The organism is Arthrobacter sp. UYEF21, from assembly GCF_040546085.1.
In the GTDB taxonomy this organism is placed as follows: Bacteria; Actinomycetota; Actinomycetes; order Actinomycetales; family Micrococcaceae; genus Arthrobacter.
This window is the reverse complement of sequence record NZ_JBEPNF010000001.1, coordinates 486,234-505,814: the sequence shown is the minus strand read 5'-3', so window position 1 is coordinate 505,814 and position 19,581 is coordinate 486,234. Positions and strand designations below refer to the sequence as shown.

The 19,581-nt window shown below is 66.6% G+C and carries 20 protein-coding genes, 2 tRNA genes and 1 pseudogene; 2 read left to right on the top strand and 21 right to left on the bottom strand.

The genetic code is table 11. The annotated features are described in order from the left end of the window. Nucleotides 1–9: 9 nt before the first annotated feature. The 6 genes from ABIB27_RS02395 to ABIB27_RS02370 form a co-directional block, all read right to left on the bottom strand. Nucleotides 10–1,008, bottom strand: a complete 999-nt coding sequence (locus tag ABIB27_RS02395; RefSeq protein WP_354214270.1) for a methylenetetrahydrofolate reductase — start codon at nt 1,006–1,008, stop codon at nt 10–12. Between the two features lie 371 nt (nt 1,009–1,379). Beyond that, nucleotides 1,380–1,754 carry a hypothetical protein gene (locus tag ABIB27_RS02390; RefSeq protein ID WP_354214269.1) on the bottom strand — a complete coding sequence of 125 codons (375 nt, stop codon included), beginning with the start codon at nt 1,752–1,754 and terminating at the stop codon, nt 1,380–1,382. Beyond that, the gene (locus ABIB27_RS02385) at nt 1,751–2,656 is read right to left on the bottom strand and encodes a VWA domain-containing protein (RefSeq protein ID WP_354253436.1); all 906 of its coding nucleotides are present in this window, start codon (nt 2,654–2,656) and stop codon (nt 1,751–1,753) included. The genes ABIB27_RS02390 and ABIB27_RS02385 overlap by 4 nt, the downstream gene beginning before the upstream one ends. 121 nt (nt 2,657–2,777) lie before the next feature. Beyond that, nucleotides 2,778–3,125, bottom strand: coding sequence for a vWA domain-containing protein (locus tag ABIB27_RS02380; RefSeq protein ID WP_354214267.1), 348 nt, complete (start codon nt 3,123–3,125; stop codon nt 2,778–2,780). Nucleotides 3,126–3,275: 150 nt separating this feature from the next. Continuing rightward, nucleotides 3,276–3,635 (bottom strand): VWA domain-containing protein, encoded by a 360-nt coding sequence (locus ABIB27_RS02375; RefSeq protein WP_354214266.1) that lies wholly within the window; start codon nt 3,633–3,635, stop codon nt 3,276–3,278. Nucleotides 3,636–3,719: 84 nt separating this feature from the next. Continuing rightward, nucleotides 3,720–3,863, bottom strand: a complete 144-nt coding sequence (locus tag ABIB27_RS02370) for a hypothetical protein (RefSeq protein ID WP_354214265.1) — start codon at nt 3,861–3,863, stop codon at nt 3,720–3,722. Between the two features lie 154 nt (nt 3,864–4,017). Here ABIB27_RS02370 and ABIB27_RS02365 point away from each other — a divergent pair, with 154 nt between their 5' ends. Next, on the top strand, nt 4,018–4,215 hold the full coding sequence (locus ABIB27_RS02365) for a hypothetical protein (RefSeq protein ID WP_354214264.1): 198 nt from the start codon (nt 4,018–4,020) through the stop codon (nt 4,213–4,215). Nucleotides 4,216–4,224: 9 nt separating this feature from the next. On the opposite strand, the gene ABIB27_RS02360 is transcribed toward ABIB27_RS02365, so the two are convergent. From ABIB27_RS02360 to ABIB27_RS02335, 6 genes and pseudogenes are all read right to left on the bottom strand, one after another. Further along, nucleotides 4,225–5,109 carry a carbohydrate ABC transporter permease gene (locus ABIB27_RS02360; RefSeq protein ID WP_354214263.1) on the bottom strand — a complete coding sequence of 295 codons (885 nt, stop codon included), beginning with the start codon at nt 5,107–5,109 and terminating at the stop codon, nt 4,225–4,227. After that, nucleotides 5,106–6,023 (bottom strand): carbohydrate ABC transporter permease, encoded by a 918-nt coding sequence (locus ABIB27_RS02355; protein ID WP_502909090.1) that lies wholly within the window; start codon nt 6,021–6,023, stop codon nt 5,106–5,108. The genes ABIB27_RS02360 and ABIB27_RS02355 overlap by 4 nt, the downstream gene beginning before the upstream one ends. A gap of 3 nt (nt 6,024–6,026) precedes the next feature. Then, nucleotides 6,027–7,379: an extracellular solute-binding protein gene (locus ABIB27_RS02350; protein WP_354214262.1), complete on the bottom strand. Its 1,353-nt coding sequence runs from the start codon at nt 7,377–7,379 to the stop codon at nt 6,027–6,029. 108 nt (nt 7,380–7,487) lie between these two features. Beyond that, nucleotides 7,488–8,690: an ROK family transcriptional regulator gene (locus tag ABIB27_RS02345; RefSeq protein WP_354214422.1), complete on the bottom strand. Its 1,203-nt coding sequence runs from the start codon at nt 8,688–8,690 to the stop codon at nt 7,488–7,490. Nucleotides 8,691–8,849: 159 nt separating this feature from the next. Then, complete coding sequence (locus tag ABIB27_RS02340) at nt 8,850–10,133, bottom strand: class I SAM-dependent methyltransferase (protein ID WP_354214261.1); 1,284 nt, start codon at nt 10,131–10,133, stop codon at nt 8,850–8,852. A 41-nt stretch (nt 10,134–10,174) separates the two neighbouring features. Further along, a pseudogene (locus tag ABIB27_RS02335) lies at nt 10,175–10,651 on the bottom strand (pyridine nucleotide-disulfide oxidoreductase); the annotation flags it as partial. A gap of 152 nt (nt 10,652–10,803) precedes the next feature. On the opposite strand from ABIB27_RS02335, the gene ABIB27_RS02330 reads away from it, so the two are divergent. After that, nucleotides 10,804–12,111: a class I SAM-dependent methyltransferase gene (locus tag ABIB27_RS02330; RefSeq protein WP_354214260.1), complete on the top strand. Its 1,308-nt coding sequence runs from the start codon at nt 10,804–10,806 to the stop codon at nt 12,109–12,111. 86 nt (nt 12,112–12,197) lie between these two features. Here the strand turns inward: ABIB27_RS02330 and ABIB27_RS02325 are convergent. The 9 genes from ABIB27_RS02325 to obgE all read right to left on the bottom strand — a co-directional run bounded on the left by ABIB27_RS02325 (nt 12,198) and on the right by obgE (nt 19,570). Continuing rightward, a tRNA-Ala gene (locus ABIB27_RS02325) sits at nt 12,198–12,273 on the bottom strand. A gap of 197 nt (nt 12,274–12,470) precedes the next feature. After that, a tRNA-Ala gene (locus tag ABIB27_RS02320) sits at nt 12,471–12,543 on the bottom strand. Between the two features lie 101 nt (nt 12,544–12,644). Further along, nucleotides 12,645–13,046: a ribosome silencing factor gene (gene rsfS, locus ABIB27_RS02315; protein ID WP_354214259.1), complete on the bottom strand. Its 402-nt coding sequence runs from the start codon at nt 13,044–13,046 to the stop codon at nt 12,645–12,647. Between the two features lie 48 nt (nt 13,047–13,094). After that, nucleotides 13,095–14,441, bottom strand: coding sequence for a hypothetical protein (locus ABIB27_RS02310; RefSeq protein WP_354214258.1), 1,347 nt, complete (start codon nt 14,439–14,441; stop codon nt 13,095–13,097). 7 nt (nt 14,442–14,448) lie between these two features. Beyond that, nucleotides 14,449–15,123: a nicotinate-nucleotide adenylyltransferase gene (nadD, locus tag ABIB27_RS02305; protein WP_502909102.1), complete on the bottom strand. Its 675-nt coding sequence runs from the start codon at nt 15,121–15,123 to the stop codon at nt 14,449–14,451. Between the two features lies 1 nt (nt 15,124). Next, on the bottom strand, nt 15,125–15,358 hold the full coding sequence (locus ABIB27_RS02300) for a hypothetical protein (protein ID WP_354214257.1): 234 nt from the start codon (nt 15,356–15,358) through the stop codon (nt 15,125–15,127). A gap of 79 nt (nt 15,359–15,437) precedes the next feature. Further along, entirely contained in the window at nt 15,438–16,814 is a 1,377-nt protein-coding gene (locus ABIB27_RS02295) for a glutamate-5-semialdehyde dehydrogenase (protein WP_354214256.1), read from the bottom strand. A gap of 25 nt (nt 16,815–16,839) precedes the next feature. Further along, nucleotides 16,840–17,991 carry a glutamate 5-kinase gene (gene proB / locus ABIB27_RS02290; protein WP_354214255.1) on the bottom strand — a complete coding sequence of 384 codons (1,152 nt, stop codon included), beginning with the start codon at nt 17,989–17,991 and terminating at the stop codon, nt 16,840–16,842. After that, on the bottom strand, nt 17,981–19,570 hold the full coding sequence (gene obgE / locus ABIB27_RS02285) for a GTPase ObgE (RefSeq protein ID WP_354214254.1): 1,590 nt from the start codon (nt 19,568–19,570) through the stop codon (nt 17,981–17,983). The genes proB and obgE overlap by 11 nt, the downstream gene beginning before the upstream one ends. Between the last annotated feature and the right edge of the window lie 11 nt (nt 19,571–19,581).

Sequence of the window (19,581 nt, the reverse complement as noted above, 5' to 3'; positions counted from 1 at the left end):
GGCGGCGCGTCAGCTGGCCAGCTGGCGTGCGGTAGATGTGGAACGGGCTGCGGCGCTGGAACGGACAACGGCGCTGCGGCGGCCAACTGAACGGACGTGGCGCGGAAGTGCCAGTTTGTCCAGCACCTCCAGCGCGCTCACGTGTTCGTTGAACGTGTAGAGGTGGATGCCGGGTGCGCCGGCGTCGAGGGCCGCGTTGGCCAGGTCAACCGTTGCCCGGACGCCGATCCGGTGCCGTTCGGCGTCAGTATCGGCGGCGGCCAGGCGGGCCAGGAGTTCCGGTGCCGGCTGAACGCCTGCCAGTTCGCCGAGCCGGGTGACGCGGCGCAGGCTGGTCAGTGGCATCACGCCCGGGATGATGGGGATGGTGACCCCGGCGCGACGGGCCCGGCTGATGAGGTCCGCGTACTGCTCGGTGCGGAAGTAGACCTGGGTGATGGCGAAGTCGGCACCGGACCGTTGCTTGGCGAGCAGCACCTCGACGTCGTGCGCCTCACTGGGTGACTCCGGGTGCCTGGTGGGGTACGCGGCCACGCCCACAGCGATTTTGCCCGCGCACAGCAGCGCCGAGCGCCGCTGTTCCACTCGGCGGATGAGTTCGATCAGGTCCTGCGCATACCGCAGTGACCCGGCGACCGGCTTTGCGCCGTCCTGGGGCTGGTCGCCGCGGAGCGCCAGGATGCCACGTACCCCGGTGTCCAGCAGGTCCCCGATGATCTCTGCCAGTTCGTCCGGCGTGTTGCCCACGCAGGTCAGGTGCGCCAGCGGCCGGAGCGTGGTTTCCAGCAGGAGCCTGTTGATAAGTTCGACGGCGGTGTCCCGGTTTGAGCCGCTGGCACCGTACGTGACGGAGACATAGTCCGGCTCGGTGGTTTCCAGTTCCCGGATGGTGGTCCAGAGGGACTCTGCAGCGGCCGGCGAACGCGGCGGGAACAGTTCATAGGAGAGCGCCACGGGGGCGGTCTCGGACAGATTTTGATGTGTGTCGATAAGGCTTGGCGGTGACATTTGCGTCCTTGGCTTTGTGCCATTGACGGCTCCCGGTCAGCAGATGTGACCGTGGTGCCGCAATGAATTGAGTTTGGGAACACGGAAAAACTCCACAAGGACGCAGCCGCGACTGTTACGCCTGGAATGAAGTTGTCCGTGAGCAAATGTCAGGCCCACATGGGGGCACCCACACCCTCCAAACCGGAGGATCGCTGACACGTTACCTCGGTAACTTGTATAGAACTCTAGGATCCCGCACGAAACCGTTCAAGTCCACTGCCGAATTAAGACGCAGGTTTACGCCCTGTTTCGTCACGGGACTGAACATTGTTCGCTTTTTGGCCCCGGAGGCTCATACGAACTGTCTCAAGGGGGCATAATCGCGCCGTCTACCAGGGCCGGTCCGCGCCCGGCCCCAGGTCATCGTCGCGGAGGTATTCGTCCCGCTCCCGTCCGGAGTTCCGCTCGCTCTGGGCGTTCCGGGAGCTGTCCCTGAGCTCGTCGAGCCGGCTCTGCTGCCCGGTTCCGGCAGGCTGATCATCCTGCCCCGGCGTCGCAGCAGGGTCCGGCGCGGTGGTACCGGCGGCAGCTTCGTCCGCCTTTTGCGAGAGTCGCTCCGCGGCCTGTTCCAACTTGGCCCCTGCATCGGCCCCGGCACTGCCTTCGGCGCTGGAATCGGCAGTGGAATTGGCCATGGAGTCAGCGCTGGAATCGGCCCTGGCGCCGGCGCCGGCGTCAAACAGCTGTCCGGGGCTGTGCATCATGTCCGCGCCTCCTCTGCCTGGCGGGCTGTGCCCTCCTGTGCGACTGGGATTGCCTGTGCGTTTGGGATTGCTTGTGCCCGCGGGAGCCGCCGCCAGTGGCGCAGCAGCAGGAACGCCTCGCGCAGGCCCAGCAGGAACGCGCCGGAGGCGAAAATCCAGTAGAGCTCCGTCCGGCCGTCCAAGCCGGCACCCTCCGGCGCGCGCCGCAGCTCGCCCGGGTCCGCGGCCTGCATCATCGGCGCCACAGCGTCTCCGGCGGAACGGTGGACGTAGGGAACCCCCAGCTGGCCGGCGATCCACCGCAGCCGGCCCTCATCGATAACTAAGCGCGCATCACCGCCGCTTCCGGACGTCCGGTCCTGGATGTACCCGGCCCCGCCGTCATTGCCGGAACGCTGCCCGGTGTTTTCCTGCATGCGGCCACCTTCGGCCATGCCGTAGCCCAGCACCGCTCCCCCGTTAGCCAGGCCGCCGTCCACCTTGATTGCGTCCGGTGCCGCAGCACTTGTCTGTTCCCCGTCGCCGAGGTAATAGACCAGCCGCGGCCGTTCGGGGTGGCTGTCCCGCGCGGCGCGCAGCCGCTCGGCCAGCAGCTTTCGGGCGGCCGTAACGCTGCTTCCCTTCGAAAAAGTGGTCACCTGCGGCTGCAGCACGCCGACGGCGGTGTCCAGCGCCGTGGTGTCGGTGGTGCGGGGCATCCGGACAACGGCGTTGCTGTCGAAGGTCAGGAGCGAAAAGCGGGCGCCGGCCAGTTCGCCGGCGATGGCCATGATGTCCTGGCGCACTCCCTCGAGCCGGGGCGAGCGGTTGCCGAAGTCTTCTGCCACAATGCTGCTGCTCGTGTCCACCACAAAGAAGACATTGACGTCCGTAGTTGCTGCCTGAGCGCTGCCGCCCGCCACGCCCGGCCCTGTGCGAGGGCGCCCTGGGTGCCGGCCGGCTCCCCTGCGGCCGCACGTTCCCGAAACGCCAAAACCAGTCGCCACCCCAGAAGAAGCACAACGGCGGCGATGAGGAAGGCCATCAGCCACCATGGAAAGATCGGTTGCAGGGGAATGGCCGCAACCGCCAGGACGCGCCGGCGAGGACCAGTCCGGACAGGAGCGCAATTGCCAGGGGCAGGTCCGGCCGGTCTGAGACGACGGCGCGCGGGGCGCCCTGCATGGCGGCGGCTTCCGTTTCCTGCACCCGCCGCACGATGTCCGCTACGGCATCAGGGCTGTCCAATGCGTAGTAAGCGCCGCCGCTGGCTTCGGCGGCTGTACGCAGCCTGGCGCCGGGCTGGCCGGGCCCGGGCCCGTAGTCGAAGTCACCGGGATTGAGGGCGTAGACCCGGGTGCCGGCGTCCTGCGCCAGGGCGCCTGCCTGCAACAGGGTGAAGATGGGATCGCCGGAGAGGTAGTTGTCCGTGGCCAGGACAACGGACCGCGAGCGCTGGCCTGGCTCCGCGTTGGGGCTGGCGCCATTTTTCGAGTCGGCGCTGCCTGACCCGGACCCGTCCCTGCCGGGGAAGCCGTTGACTCAGGAGGCCAGTCCGTCGCCGATCAGGGATGATCCCCGGCCACTCCACGTACCGTCCAGGAAACCGGCGCTGCCAGGGTTTCCGTTGAAGGCATCGTCGGCCATTTGCAGCTGTTCCTGCACATACCCGTAGTCGTCGGTGAGCGGGAAGACCTGGACTGCACTGCTGTCGAAGATGGTGAGGCCTATCCGTTCCCCGTCGAATTCCTTCGCCAGGACGCCGAAGACTTCCACAACGGCCGCGTCTGCGCTGCTCATGGACCCCGAGGTGTCCAGGCACAGCATGATGTCCCGGTTCCGTTGCTCCGGCGTGATGGTGGTAACTTCCACCGTGCGGCCCGCCGCGGCCACCGCAGACACCAGCAGGGTCCCGGCCGCGATCGCCGCAACGGCGAGCCAGCGGCGGTGGCGCCGGAGTGCCGCCTGGTATTCGGGCAGCGCGGGTCAGCACGCTACCAGCAGGGATTCACGCAGCCGTGCCTGGCCCACCACTTTGGCATCGAAGCTGCGGGCAATGTTCGCCGCCACCTGCTGTGCACGGGCCAGTTCCGCCGGTTCGATTCGTGCGGGCGCACTGGTCTGAAGCAAAGGAATTCCCCCTGATGGCTGGTGCCTGGTGATTGCGGACTGATGGTGTTGCCGGCCGGCTCCACTCCGCCCGCCATCCTATCCAAGCCAGCGCCGGGGCGGCCCGCAATGGGGACCCCTCCCCAGGGCGGGTCCGCAGGTCTATTCTGTTGGAATGAGCCAGCTACCAGCCAGTTACCAGGAGTATCTCGCAGGAAAAAGCGAGAGTTTCATCAACACCGTGCGGCCTATCCTGATGCAGTCGGCGGCAGATCAGGCCCACGGTGTGCGGGTGCTCAATCTGCCTCACGGACATCAGGCACATCTGGACGATTCCATCCCGTTTGGGACGATCGTCGAAGACCTCGACTGAAGCCGGAAGTCAGCCCTTAACGGCACCGGAAAGGGCGAAGGAGCTGCCGGCGCCCCTGGCCACAATGACGTACAGAGCCAGGACCGGTACTGAGTACAGGATGGAAAAGGCCGCCAACTGGCCATAGGCCACGGCCCCGTGCTGACCGAAGAAGCTGAAGATCGAGACCGCTGCGGGCTGCCGTGCCTCGGACAGCAGCAGGACGAAAGGAACAAAGAAGTTCCCCCAGGCCTGGATGAACACGAAGATAAACACCACGCCCAGCCCCTGCCGCATCAAAGGCAGCACGATGGTCCGCAGCGCCGTTAGTCCGGAGGCGCCGTCCACCCAGGCCGCCTCCTCCAGTGACAACGGCACCGCGTCCATGAAGTTCTTCGTCATCCAGATGGCCATCGGCAACGTGGTGGTGGCCATAAAAAAGATGGTTGCGGCCATGGAGTCCAAGAGGTCAAGCTGCACAAACAGGCCGTACACCGGGACCATGATGGCCGTGATCGGCAGGCAGGTCCCGAACAGGATGGTGTACATAAACGGCCTGTTGAACCGCGACTGGTACCGGGAGAGCGGATAAGCAGCCAGCACCGCCGCGACCAGGTTCACGGCGGCGGTCCCGGCGGACAGGACCATGCTGTTCCACAGCGGCTGGAACAGCCGGCCGGGCGTCATGATCGCGGCAAAATTGTCCAGGGAGACCTGGCCGGGAAGCCTCGCCTCGTGACCTGCCGACGCATCAAGGGAGGCCAGCACCAGCCAGAGCAGCGGCAGGACGAAACAGGCGCCGATCAGGATCAGGGCTGCGTCTGCCGGCACCCGTGCACGCTGCTCTGCCCGGGAGACCGCACCGGACCGGGTCCGCCGCTGCGCCCAGGGGGACGCCCGCGCCGCCGTCGTCATCGCCGGGACTCGCGGAGGAGCCGCACGTAGGCCCCGCCGAAAACCAGGCCGATCAGGATCAGTACCGACGCCACAGCCGTGCCGTACCCGATGTCCCCGAACTTGAAGGCTTCCTGATAGGCCAGCACGGGCAGCGTGGTGCTGGCGTTGGCGGGGCCTCCTGCCGTCATGACCCAGATGAGAGTGAACACCGCCAGTGTCTGCAGGGTGGTGAGCATGAGGTTGGTGGCGATGCTGCTGCGGATCATGGGGATGGTGATGTAGGCGAGCCGCTGCCAGCCGCCGGCGCCGTCCATCAGCGCGGCCTCGCTGACCTCACCGGGAACATCATCCAGCGCTGCGCGGTACACCAGCATGGAGAACGCCGTACCGCGCCAGATGTTGGCGAGCATGATGGCGACCATCGGGAACGAATACAGCCAGTCAGGCTCGCCGAGTCCCAGAGCGCCGAGGATTTGGTTCAGGGTTCCGTCGCGGCTGAAATAGGCGTACGCGGCGAAGGCAGCCACGATCTCCGGCAACACCCAGGCCGCCACCACCGCGGTCCCGACGACGACGGCCACCGGCCGGCGGGCCCGCCGCATCAGGATGGCGAGGGCGAGTCCCAGCAGGTTCTGGCCCAGGATGGCGGAGCCCCCGACGAAGATGACTGTCAGGGCAAGGGACAGCGGCAGGGCGGGGTCGGTAAACAGGCGCTGGTAATTCCCAAACCCCACCCACCCCGGACTGCGGGCGTTTCGGCCGGTCAGGGCAGCATTGGTGAACGAGGCATGGAAGGCCCACAGCACTGGGCCGGCCAGGAACACGAGCAGAAGCAGAATCGCCGGGAGGACGGGGAGCAGCCGCGCCCGCCGCCGGAGCAGGGGACGCAGCCGGTTCAGCGGGCGCAGCGGCCGGGAAGTCGTTGTGGCCACCGGCTACTTCGCGACAGTTTTGGCGTCACCTACGATGCTCTTCACCGCCGTGTCATAGTCTGCAGCCGCCTGCCCTGGGGATTTCGCCCCGGTGATCACAGCTTCGGTGGCCTCCTGGATTGCCGCCGAGATCCGCGGGTAGTCGGCGGTGGCCGGACGGTAGTGCGTAACGGCCACGAGCGCGGACACGTCCTTCACAAACGGGTTGGCCGCCTGGTATCCGGAATCTGGGGCGACGTCCTTCCGCACGGCAATCTGGGAGCTTGCGACGTTGAAAGCCAGCGAGTTCTTCTGGTTCAGGGCTGTGGCCAGGAAATCAAACGCCACGTCCGGGTCCTTCGTTCCAGCCCCGACTGCCAGCGTCCACCCGCCGGACATGCTGACTCCACCGGGCGCCTGGCCGTTCTGTGTGGGGAACGCTGCCACACCCATGTCCTGCGCATATTCAGGCCATTCGTAGGCGCCGCCCTTTTGCCAGAAGGACGGAGTGTAGGACCCTTCCACGGTGGCACCCATTTTGCCCTGCGGGAGCCACTCCCCGAAGACCTTCTTCCACACATTCGCGTCGAGTGCCTCGGCCGGGGACACTGCAAGTTTCTCGTCGTAGAGCGTTTTGAGGAACGTCAGAGAGTCCGAGAATCCTGCCGAACCCAGCACCCACTTCTTGGCATCCGCGTCGTACAGTTTGGACCCTGTTCCATAGAGCAGTTCGTAGAAGCTCTGCATCACGGTGCCTTCACCGGAGGCCTTGCCGGCGTACATGTTGAACGGCACCACGGCGGGATCACTGGCCTTGATTTTCCGGGCGGTGTCCAGGATGTCCTGCCAGGTCCGCGGCTCCCACGGGACGTTGATGCCGGCAGCGGTGAGGACCTTTTTGTTGTACCAGATGGCCCGCGTGTCGGTGCCCAGCGGGACCGCGTATGTGCCGCCGTCGTCCCCCAGCCCTGCTGCCTTGGCGCCGTCGTCGAACGTGCCCCAGTCTGTCCACCCCTCAAGGTGGGTGTCCAGTTTCAGCAGATAGCCGGCGTCGACGTCGGAACGGACCTTGAAGGTGTCCTCGTAGAAAACGTCCGGGGCGGTGGACGGCGAACGGAGGGCCAGGGCAAGCTTGGTGCCGTAGTCGTCGTCGTTTGCTTGGATGGGTTCCAAGGCAACTGTGACGCCTTGGTTGGCGGCCTCAAACTCCTGCTTGGCCGCCTGGAAAAGGTCATCGAGCGCGCTGAAGGAATCGGTCTTCTGGTAGACCACCTTCAGCGTTTTGGTCTCGGCTTGGGGAGCGGCGGGTGAACAAGCTGACAGCACAAACGCTGCTGCAGCGAAGAAAGAGGCGATTTTAAAGGCCCGACGACGCATGGTGCTCCATTCGAATCAATGGCTGCCGTCCCTTGTGTCTGCGGGCCCCCAGCCGCGGCGATATCCATATGCTAGATGGGGCTCCTGATACATGCAAGGAGCCCCCCTTCAGACTTCCAGGAGAAGCCGCTGCGCGCGAGGCGCCAGGGTATGTTCCAGGACCAGGCAGGCAGCTCCAATGGCACCGACGTCCTCACCCACTCCCGTGCCCACAACCTCAATGGTATGGATCAGGCGGGCCGCACTGTTGGCGTCCACCAGCGCCGGGATCTTCTCCAGGTAACGGTCCGCGATCCGGCTCCAGTACGGGCCGCCGAACACCACCCTTTCCACATCCAATGTGTTGGTCACCACCGAGACCGCCCGGGCCACCAGCACGGCCGATTTGTCGATGATGGCCAGGGCCTTCGCGTCACCGGCGTCGGCGAGGTCACACAGCCGGGCAAAGCTCTGCTGCACCTCCGCTCCGCTGGTGTGCTTTCCGGAACCATTCAGAATGCCCGCAGCAACTGCCTCCGCCACCAGGACCTGCGGGATAGCCGAGGACTTCACGCAGCCCCGCAGGCCGCAGTCACAGGCCGGACCGTCCGGGTCCACCACGATGTGGCCGATCTCACCGGCGTTCCCTGATGTTCCCCGCACCACTTCATCGTTGAGCACGATGCCGCAGCCGATGCCGGTGCCCATGTACATAAAGACAAAGCTGCCCGCGCCGCTGGGGCCGCCGGCCCACGTTTCGGCGACGGCGGCGCTCGTGACGTCCTTATCCACGAGGACGGAGTAGCCGGTCGCCTTCGCCAGCGCGTCCCGGAGTTCCACCCGGTCCCACCCTGGCAGCAGCGGCGGGTCAACTACGGTGCCGTTGTCGAGGTCGATCGGCCCTGGGGCGGCCAGGCCCAGGCCAGCGATCCTGCTGGTGTCCACACCGGAGGCGGCGACCAACTGCCCGATCTCGCTGGCCATGGTGGCTATCACGGCGGCGGGATCCTTTCCGCCGGGGGTTTTGATCCGGGAATGCTGGACTACCGAACCCACCAGGTCCAGGACCACGAAGGTTGTCACGGCGGGGTCCAGATGCACGCCCACGGCATACATGCCGGCCGGGTTCAGCCGCAGCATGGTACGCGGCTTGCCAGGGCCTGTGCCTTCCTTGCCGGCTTCAACGATCAGGTGCTGGTCCAGCAGGCGGCGCGAGATGTTGGAGATGGTCTGCGGCGAGAGTCCCACGATCTGGGCCAGCTCAACGCGGCTCAGGCCACCCGCTGACCGGCGGATGGCATCGAGGATCACCGTGAGGTTGAAGTCCCCCATGCGCGGCAGGTTGGTACCGCGCCGTGGTGCCGAGGGCTGGCGAGTTTCTGGCACGGTCTCCCCTATGGTTTGCGGCCGCGTACTGATGATGTCTGAATGTTACGTTACCGCCTGATGCACGCCCAGAGCCGTAGGCAGGGCCGCGGCACTGCGGCATCCTTACGCCCGCCTGGTGCTGGCCGCGACCGTAAATTTCGGGTTACTGCCCTTGACCGTGGTGGGGCCCACCAGCCGCTCCAGGGCGGGGAGGTAGTGCAGGTGGCGGTTGAACACCGTCCACAGCTCGCCACCCGGTACCAGCACCCTGGCAGCCGCTTCGAACAGCTTGATCCCGGCGCCGGCATGCACACTGGCGCCCAGGTGGAACGGCGGGTTCAGCAGGACCAGGTCAGCACTGGCAGCAGGCAAGGTGCTCATGGCGTCATCCTGGAGGGCAGTGATCCTGTCCGCCAGGCCGTTGGCCTGTGCCGTGCCGAGAGCCGACGAGACTGCGGCGGCGGACCGGTCCGTGGCCGTGATGCGTGCCCCGGGGTTCTGGCGGGCGTACATGGCAGCGAGGATCCCGGTACCGCAGCCCAGGTCGATGGCATGCCCGGCCGCCGGCATCTCCGGCAGGAAAGTCAGCAGGAACCTGGTTCCGATGTCAAGCTTCGCGCCGGCGAAGACGGCGCCGTGTGCTGCAACGTCAAGGTCCAGTTCGGCAAGGTGCTCGACGCCGGGGAGCACGACGGCGGGCCGTTCGGCTGCGGCGCCTGCCACGGGATTGGCGTGCCCGTGCGCGCTGCTGGCTACCGCGCTGGTGGTTACCACCGTGGGCGTTACCTTCACAGCGGGCGTGGCCCCGCTGGCGACGATGAGCCGGGACTTCTGCCGCGCGAGCTGGGGCTGGACATTCTCGAAGTGGCGTTGTAGGACAGCGTTCATCCCCACAGACATGTGCTTGATCCGCCCGCCGGCAATGAGCACAACATCCGGGGCCGCATACCGGGCCACTGCGCCGGCGACTTCTTCGAGTTCCGCCAGGGTCCGGGGCAGCTGCAGCAACACAGTCTGTGCACCGGAGAGCAGGTCCTCCCCCAGCGGCAACTGCTCGAAGGGCGGCTCCCCCGGGCCGCTGCCGCTGCCGGTGCCCGGTCCGGCTCCGGCTGCAGGGCCAGCTCCTGCCAGCCCCAGGGCGCTTGCGTTGTTCCGCAGGGCCCTCTCTCCCGTGATGAGATCCTCGTGCACGCGGACCCGCCGGACTCCGAGGGTGCCCAGCGCGCCGAGCGTCAGGGCGCCATAGCGGTCGCCGATCACCGTCAGGCGGCCGTCCGGACCCACGCGGCCTGCCGCGGCTTCAAGCAGCAGCCTGTCTGTGGCATCCCAGGCCTGGAGGTTGGGGGCATCGACGTCCGGGTGCCGCTTGAGTATGCCGAAGATGTCCTCAAGGCTTTTCGCTGCCACGTGGTTCCTGCCGTCTCGTGATGTGGTGGTTGGTTGGGCGGTTACTGCTGGAGCCCGGGCAGCTTCAGAATGGCGGCCACCGCTGCCCGGCCCGCCCGGTTGGCACCGATGGTGGACGAGGACGGTCCGTAGCCCACCAGGTGCACGCGCGGCTCGGCTGCCACCTGGGTACCGTCCATGGCGATGCCGCCGCCAGGTCCGCGGAGGTGCAGCGGCGCGAGGTGCTCAAGCTCTGCGCGGAACCCGGTTGCCCACAGGATAACGTCCGCCCGGAGGTGGCTGCCATCGGTGAGCCGGACGCCGCCGGGCTCGATGGCGGTAAACATGGGGCGCCGGTCCAGCGCGCCCCGTTTTGCGGCCGCGCGCAGGGCTGGCGTCCAGAGGAGGCCGGTCACCGCCACGACGCTTTGCGGCGGCAGCCCCTGCCTGACACGTTCTTCCACCAGGGCCACGGCATCGTGCCCGGCCTGCGCGTCAAAGGTGGCATCGCGCCATTCCGGCTCGCGCCGGGTGAACCAGCAGCGCACCCATCTCATAGGTGTAGGCACTGGAACATTCAGGACACGGCGGCAGGGACTCATTCACTCCCCCATAATAATCCGGGGCGCTGCGCTGACAGGCGCGCGCCGCCGTCGTACTGTTGGGCCATAGCTGACGAAAGGCACGGACCATGGCAACGAACAACGGGGCAGCATCACTGTTGGCGAAATCGCTGGGCATCGTCCTCGGGGCGGCGGAGATACCGCTCCGGCTGCGGGCCTGGGACGGATCCGAAGCGGGGCCTCCGGACGCGCCGGTCCTGGAGTTCAGGTCGCGCCGGGCCCTGCGCCGGATCCTGTGGTCGCCCGGGCAGCTGGGGCTAAGCCGCGCCTACGTTGCCGGCGACATCGATGCACCCGGGGACATCTTCGCCGCCTTCACCGCGCTGAGCTCGGTAGGCAAGTTTTCCGAGCCCGGCCCGTTCCGGCCCCTCACGCCCCGCGAACTGGCCACGCTGGTCAGCACAGCCGTGCGGCTGGGAGCGGTGGGCCCCAACCCCGCGCCGCCTCCCGAGGAGGAAAAGGCCACCCGACAGGGCAGGCTCCACACCCGCCGGCGGGATGCCGCGGCGATCTCGCACCATTACGACGTCGGCAACGACTTTTACGCCCTCGTGCTGGGGGCGTCGATGGTGTACTCGTGCGCCGTCTGGGGTCAGGGCTCCTACGCCGACAGCAACGGGCTGCCGGCAGGACTGGATGGGGCGCAGAAGGCCAAGCTGGACCTGGTCTGCCGGAAGCTTGGCCTCAAGCCCGGGATGAGGGTGCTGGACGTGGGCTGCGGTTGGGGCAGCTTTGCTTTGCATGCCGCGCAACATTACGGCGTCACCGTGATGGGGGTGACCCTCTCTTCGGAGCAAGCGGTGCTGGCCCGTAAGCGCGCCGCCGATGCCGGCCTGACCGAAAACATCGATATCCGGGTGCAGGACTACCGGGACATCGCCGACGGACCCTTCGACGCGATCAGCTCCATCGGCATGTCCGAGCATGTTGGCCGTGAGCAGACACCCCACTATGTACAAGTACTGCATGGGCTGCTCCGTCCCGGCGGCCGGCTGCTCAACCACGCCATCTCCTGGAACGTTGGACCCACCAAGCCGGACCCCGACTCGTTCCTTCCGCGTTATGTCTTCCCGGACGGCGAGATGCTCAGCCTCGGCGAGATGGTCAGCGGATTGGAAGCCGGCGGATTCGAAGTGCTGGACGTGGAGGCGCTGCGCCAGCACTACGCACTGACCCTGCGGGCGTGGGTGCGCCGGCTGGAGGACAACTGGGACGAGGCAGTCCAGCTCACCAGCCTCGGGCGGGCGAGGGTGTGGCGGCTGTACATGGCATCAAGCGCCTTGGGGTTTGAAACCGGGCTCACGGGGGTTAACCAGATCCTGGTGCAGCGCGCGGGCGGGGACCAGCCACCGCTGCGCCGGACGGACTGGATCTGAACCGCTTGCCACCCGCAGCCGCAGTACCCGGCAAACGAAAAGAGCCACCCGGCGGGTGGCTCTTTTGGTTGGACTCCTGTCCGGTTTGGTGGAGCTGAGGGGACTCGAACCCCTGACCCCCTGCATGCCATGCAGGTGCGCTACCAGCTGCGCCACAGCCCCAAACCGTTGCTGCATGGCCGCTCGGGCCGCTCGAAGCAACTTCATTAGCTTAATAGAAATCCGCGCGCGGCGCCAATCGGGAGCACCGGCCCGGTAATCCTGTGTTGTTCGCGCATCCGGACCGTTCCGGTCTGGGAGGGTGTCCCTGGGCAACAAAAAAGTCCGCCGGAATCTCTCGATTCCGGCGGACTCTCCGGTGGAGCTGAGGGGACTCGAACCCCTGACCCCCTGCATGCCATGCAGGTGCGCTACCAGCTGCGCCACAGCCCCGGACCTTCGTTGCCCCCGCGTTCTCTTGAGCAACTCAAATATCTTAGACCAGCATTTCCGAAAATTCCAAATCCGGCATATTCGGGCTGGCTGGGACGGGTTTAGTCGGCTTCGGAACCGGCCGACGCCTTGGCCGATGTGTCCTCACCCAACTGCAGGTCGACGACGGGGCAGTCCTTCCACAGGCGCTCCAGGGCGTAGAACACGCGGTCTTCTTCGTGCTGGACATGGATCACGATATCCGAGTAGTCCAGGAGCACCCAGCGGCCGCCCGAGCGGCCCTCGCGGCGGACCGGACGGAGGTCCTGTTTGGACAGTTCTTCTTCAATGCCGTCCACGATGGCGTTGACCTGGCGTTCGCTGGGTGCGGACGCGATGAGGAAAACATCCGCCAGGGCGAGGCGTTCGCTGACGTCGAGCGCCACGATGTCGTGGGCAATCTTGTCCGCGGCGGCCTTTGCGGCGTGGCGGGCTATGGCGATGGATGAATCTGATGCAGTCACTGGACTCCTTGTAGTTTTCTAAAGCTTCGTTAGAGAGGGCGCAGCCGCTCAGCGGGACATGCCGCTGGCGATGAGGATGACGCCGGAAATAAGGGCCACGATCCCGAAGACCAGGACCAGGACCTGCATGAGCCTGAGCCGCTTTGCGCGGCCCAGGCCTGCTGTAGCCGCATCCAGCGGCTCCAGGCCATGGGCCGAGCTGGCCGGAACGCGGGGCAGGTCTTCGAAAAGGTCGTCTGCCTCCCCCACCGACGGGTTCGGCGCAACACGCGTTATGCGCTTCGGTTCAGTGGCGGCGCGGGCGGCGGCCTCGGCCCGGGCAATAACCCGGGAACGCCCTGACGGCGGTGCCGGCGCCGCAGCCGGGGGCCGTGACGCGGCCGACGGGCGGTGGCCCTTGCCCCCTTGCCGGACCTTGGATCCCGGCTGGGTCTGGACCGGTACATAAGACGTTGCCGGGGGTTTCATCACAGGACGGTCCACCCCGGGAAGCTGGACAAATTCAAGGGGCGTCACCATGGCGAGGTTGTCGGCCGTGGCGGGTCCTGACTGACCGGTCGATGACTGTGCGGCCGATGACTGTGCGGCCGATGACTGTGCGGAGGCGACGTTCGGCCGTGTACTTCGCGCCTGGGCGCCCTGCGGGGCCGGCGGCGCGGTCTGCTCGGCCAGCTTCTGCTTGGCCATTGCGCGGCGGTTGAGGATTGCGGCCCGCTCTGCCAGAGCGATCTGCTCCGCAAGGATGTCCGGATCCACCGCTTCCGGGTCAAGGGAGGCGATATGCTCCATTTTGGCGAGCTGGTTCTTGGCTTGCTCAACGATGAGGGTGCGGGCCACGAGCGCCTGCTCCACGCTCATGCCGTCCGGAACGCCCGCAGCCTGCGGACCCTTTCCAGATCTTGTGGGCTCACCCTTGACGACGGCAGGAGCGTCCTGTCTGGCCGGCAGCGGCTTACCCATTGGAGCCGGCAACGTTTTGCCAATCGGGGCGGGCAGCGGCTTACCCATTGGAGCCGGCAACGTTTTGCCCATCGGGGAGGGCAGCGGCATACCCATGGGGGCGGGAATGACGGGGTTGGCCGAGGTGACAGCCTGTTCCTTAAGCTGCTGGAGCCGCAGCTGCCTGCGGGTGGGAGAGCCGCCGGCCGACAGCTGCCCTTCCTTTTCCTCAAGGTCCTTGATGGTGCGCAGGGCTGCACGGTCCCGGGCCCGGATCTGGGAGGACCGCTGCGCCTGGGACTGTTCCGGGACGGAATCCACCGGGGCGTCGGCTGCGCGCCGCTGTTTTGAGGCAGGCGAAACCTGGCCCGGGCCTGTAGACCCGGTAGCCGGCGTCTCATCTCTGGCCTGCCGCAGTTGGCGGCGGCTGCGGACGGGGGGCTGTTCCTGACTCATTGAGAACTCATTCAGTACTGGCTGGCTCGTCTGTTTCGGTTATTTGGTCACGCTTGGACTGCGGCCCCTCGGCGTACAGTCCATATTTGGCGATGTACTGCACCACACCGTCCGGCACGAGGTACCACACAGGGTTGTTTCCGGCGACGCGGGTCCGGCAATCCGTGGAGGAGATGGCCATGGCGGGCACCTCCAGCAGGCTGACGTCTGTCCGGCCCATGCCGTCAAGCACGTGCCCGGGCCGGGTCACACCGACAAAATGTGCCAATGACCACAACTCATCGATGTCTTTCCAGGACAGAATCTGCGCCAGCGCATCCGCCCCGGTGATAAAGAACAGGTCCGCATCCGGGCGCTGTTCCCGGAGATCACGCAAAGTATCAATGGTATAGGTGGGACCGGGCCGTTCGATGTCCACCCTGCTTACAGTGAAGCGGGGGTTTGATGCTGTGGCGATGACCGTCATGAGATAACGGTGTTCGGCCTCGCTGACTTGCTTGTGCGTTTTCTGCCAGGGCTGTCCGGTGGGGACGAACACCACTTCGTCCAAACCGAACTTGGCGGCAACTTCACTGGCGGCCACCAAGTGGCCGTGGTGGATGGGGTCAAACGTCCCACCCATCACGCCAAGCCGCAGCCGCCCCCGCCCTTGCGCACCTTCACGGTGCAGAACACGCGAAATCTCAGTGGCCTTGGCGGTGGTCGTGCTTGTTGGGGTGCTGGCGGTGCGGATCGGCGTGCTCTTCGGTCGCGGAGTGCCGGTTGCCCAGGTTGCCGTAGGACAGCGTGACGAACATCAGGACCAGCAGCGTGGAGAAAATGACCACACCGAATACCCACGGTTCGGCCCACAACGGGGCAGGTGCGTGTTCTTCGACCTCTGCGGCAACGGTCATGGCGATCTGCTGGAGCAGCATTTTCTCCCCTAGGGTATTTTAAAAATTTGCGGCAGCGGATGTTCCGCCGTTCCGGACTTCTGTCTATGTTACCGCGTTGCTACCCGCGGACCTGGCCCTCGCCCTGCACGATCCATTTGGTGGTGGTGAGCTCAGTCAGGCCCATGGGGCCGCGGGCGTGGAGCTTCTGCGTGGAGATGCCCACTTCGGCGCCCAGGCCCAGCTCGCCGCCGTCGGTAAAGCGCGTGGACGCGTTGACAATCACGGCGGCCGAATCGATCTCGGCGATGAACCGCTCGGCGTTGGCGAGGTCGTTGGTGAGGATCGCTTCGGTGTGGCCGGTGGACCAGGTGCGGATGTGCTTGACGGCATCATCCAGGCTGTCCACCATGCCCACCGCGAGGTCCAGGTCCATGTATTCCGTTGCCCAGTCTGCGTCCGTTGCCGGCGTGGACTCGATTGCGGCAGGGAGCGCGGCACGGACCCGCTCATCCGCATGCAGGGTGACGCCGGCGGCGCGCAGCGCGGCGGCCACGGCGGGCAGGACGGTGGACCGTGAATGGACCAGCAGCGTCTCCACGGTGTTGCAGACACTGGGCCGCTGGGTCTTGGCGTTCAGGAGGATCTCCACCGCCATTTCCTCGCTGGCGGACTCGTCGATAAAGATGTGCACGTTACCTTCGCCGGTCTCAATCACCGGTACCGCGGCGTTCAAGACAACGGACTGGATCAGGTCCCGGCCACCCCTGGGAATCAGGACGTCAACGCGGCCGCGGGCCCGCATCAGGGCGTTGGCGCCTTCGCGGCCATACTGGTCGACTGTCTGCACGGCATCGGAGGGCAGGCCCACGCTGTCCAGTGCGTCGCGGAGCACCTGGACCAGTGCTTCGTTCGTGGCTGCCGCAGCGCTGCCGCCGCGAAGGATGACGGCGTTTCCGCTCTTGAGCGCGAGGCCGGCGATGTCCACGGTGACGTTGGGACGGGCCTCGTAGATTGCGGCCACCACGCCCATGGGGACGTTGACCTGGCGCAGGCGGAGACCGTTGGGCAGGGTCTGGCCGCGGACCACGTTGCCTACGGGGTCCGGCAGGTTGGCGAGGTTCTCCAGGGCATCCACGAGCCCGGTAATACGGGCGTCGGTCAGGGTCAGCCGGTCCAGCATGGCTGCCGAGGTCCCGTTGGCCTTGCCGGCCGCAACATCCTTCGCGTTGGCGGCCAGGATGAGCCTCTTGCGTTCCAACAGGGCGGCGCCGATGGCACGCAGGCCACGGTCCTTCCAAGCCCGGTTGGCCCGAGACATCCGCCGGGCTGCGTACTTGGAGCGGTCGGCGATGGCGTGGACAGCGGCCTCGATGTCCTGCGGCGACACCGGCACCGCTGTCTCCGGCGAGGAAGTTTCGGGTGCTTTCGCGGCAGCAGGGACTGCATTCGCGTCCCCCGAAGTCGCAGCAGTGGTGTGGGTCAGTGCCTCAGTCATGATCCAAGTTTAGGCGAGTTGCGGGTCAGACCAGCACCAGGTCATCAACGTGAACAACTTCACGGTCATACCCGCGGCCCAGGGCCTTGCCCAGCTCCTTGGTGGAACGGCCCAGCATCTGGGGCAGCTCAGCGGCCGAGTAGTTGACGAGGCCCCGCGCGATGACGGTGCCGTCCGCACTGACCATTTCGACGGCGTCGCCCGCCTCAAAATCGCCGTCGACGGCAGAGATGCCGGCAGGAAGCAGCGAGGTGCGGCGGTGGCGCACGGCCTTGACGGCGCCGTCGTCAAGAATAAGCCGGCCACGGACGGACGCGAGGTGTGCAAGCCACAGCAGCCGCACGGGCTTCCGCGCGCCGTTCGCGCTGAACCAGGTGCCCACGTCCTCGCCCGCCAGCGCGGCCGCCGCGTTGTCAGTGGACGTGACCAGGGCGTGGATGCCGGAGCCGGCCGCAATGGTGGCGGCTTCCACCTTGGTGGTCATGCCGCCGGTACCCACACCGGCTTTGCCTGCCTTGCCGATGGTAACGCCGTCGAGGTCGTGCGGACCTCGCACCAACGGAATCCGCTTGGCGCCGCGCGAAGGCGGGCCGTCGTACAGCGAGTCGACGTCGGAGAGCAGCACGAGCGCGTCGGCGCGGACCAGGTGTGCCACCAGGGCAGCCAGCCGATCGTTGTCCCCGAAACGGATCTCGTGGGTGGCCACCGTGTCGTTTTCATTCACCACAGGCACCACCCCGAGGTTGAGCAGGCGGTTCAGAGCGCGGAAGGCATTGGTGTGCTGGCTGCGGCGCATCAGGTCATCGGCGGTGAGCAGCACCTGGCTGACGGTCACGCCGTGGGCGCTGAAAGCCTGGGTGTACCGGGCCATCAGCAGACCCTGGCCGACGCTGGCAGCGGCCTGCTGCGTCGCCAAGTCCCGGGGGCGCTTGGCCAGACCCAGCGGGGCAAGTCCCGCCGCGATGGCGCCCGAGGACACCAGGATGATCTCGGTACCGGCGTTGCGCTTGGTGGCCAAGGCATCAGCCAGTGCCGTCAGTGCTTCCTCGGAAATGCCGCCCTTGATACTTGTGAGCGACGACGAACCGACCTTGACGACGATCCTGCGGGCGTCCGCGAGTACGCTCCGGTCCACGGCCCGCTGGTGCGGCACCGCGGTGACGGCGCTACTGGTCATCGTCTGCGCCCAGTCCACTCTCCTTGAGCGGCTTCGCGGGCCGCCGGCTGCTGACGGATTCAGTCCAGATCCCGGCCTTGCGCTCTGCTTCCAGCTCGGCGCGCGCGGCGGCCTTGGCATCCTTGCGTTCCTGCTGCTCGTCGCGCTTCTGGCCGCGGGTGGGGCGGTCGCCGATGTCCGCAAAGCGGACGTCGGTGCCGCGGGGCGCAGCGAGCAGTTCCGCACCGGCCATCATGGTGGGTTCCCAGTCGAAGACGACGCCATCGTCCTCGCCGATCACCACGGTGTCGCCCGGCTTGGCACCCTGCTTGAAGAGTTCGTTTTCCACGCCCAGCTTGGCGAGCCGGTCCGCGAGGTAGCCGATGGCTTCCTCGTTGGTGAAGTCGGTCTGCTTGACCCAGCGCACGGGCTTGTCGCCAAGGACGCGGAACAACGGCTCCAGGTTCTTTTCTTCGCGGCGGATCTTGAAGCCGGCCTCGTTGACGGCGCGGGGCCGCAGGACAGGCGGCTGCACCTTCGGCGGAGCGGCGGCCAGGGTGTCGCGGGCAGCCTGGACGATCTCTGCCATGGCAAAGCCGAGCTGGCGGAGCCCCTCGTGGCTGGTGGCCGAGATCTCGAAGACCCGGTAGCCGCGGGATTCCAGTTCGGGTCGGACGAATTCAGCCATGTCCTTGCCGTCCGGCAGGTCAACCTTGTTCAGTGCGACCAGCCGCGGGCGGTGGTTCAGTGGAACTACTTCGCCGTCGGTTCCGGCGTAGCTCATGTCAACGGCGTACTTTTCCAGTTCCGCTTCGATAATGGCCAGGTCTGCCAGCGGGTCACGGTCGGATTCGAGCGTGCCGCAGTCCAACACGTGCACCAGAGCGGCACAGCGCTCAACGTGGCGCAGGAAGTGGTGACCCAGTCCCTTGCCTTCGCTGGCGCCCTCAATGAGGCCAGGGACGTCGGCGATGGTAAAGCGGACATCGCCGGCCTGGACGACGCCCAAGTTGGGGATCAGGGTGGTGAAGGGGTAGTCGGCAATCTTGGGCCGTGCAGCGGACATGGCTGCGATCAGGCTGGACTTGCCGGCGGAGGGGAAACCCACCAGTGCAATGTCTGCAATGGACTTCAGTTCCAGCACAACGTCGCTGGACTCACCCTCGATGCCCAGGAGCGCGAAGCCCGGGGCGCGGCGCTTCTGCGAAGACAGTGAGGCGTTGCCCAGGCCACCCTGGCCGCCGGCGGCCGCCACGTACTCGGCGCCTTCACCCACGAGGTCGGCAAGGACGGTTCCGTCCTTGGCCTTGACCACGGTACCGTCCGGGACCGGCAGGATAAGGGTTTCACCGCTCTTGCCGCCGCGCCAGTCACCCATGCCGGGCCCGCCGTTGGTGGCGTGGCGGTGCGGTGCGTGGTGGTAGTCCAGCAGTGTGGTGGTCTGGTGATCAACGCGGAGGATGACGTTGCCGCCGTCGCCGCCGTTGCCGCCGTCGGGACCACCGAGGGGCTTGAACTTCTCCCGGTGGACAGAGACACAGCCGTGGCCGCCGGTACCGCCGGATACGTGCAGTACTACCCGGTCTACAAAGCTCGCCACGTGGATCTCCT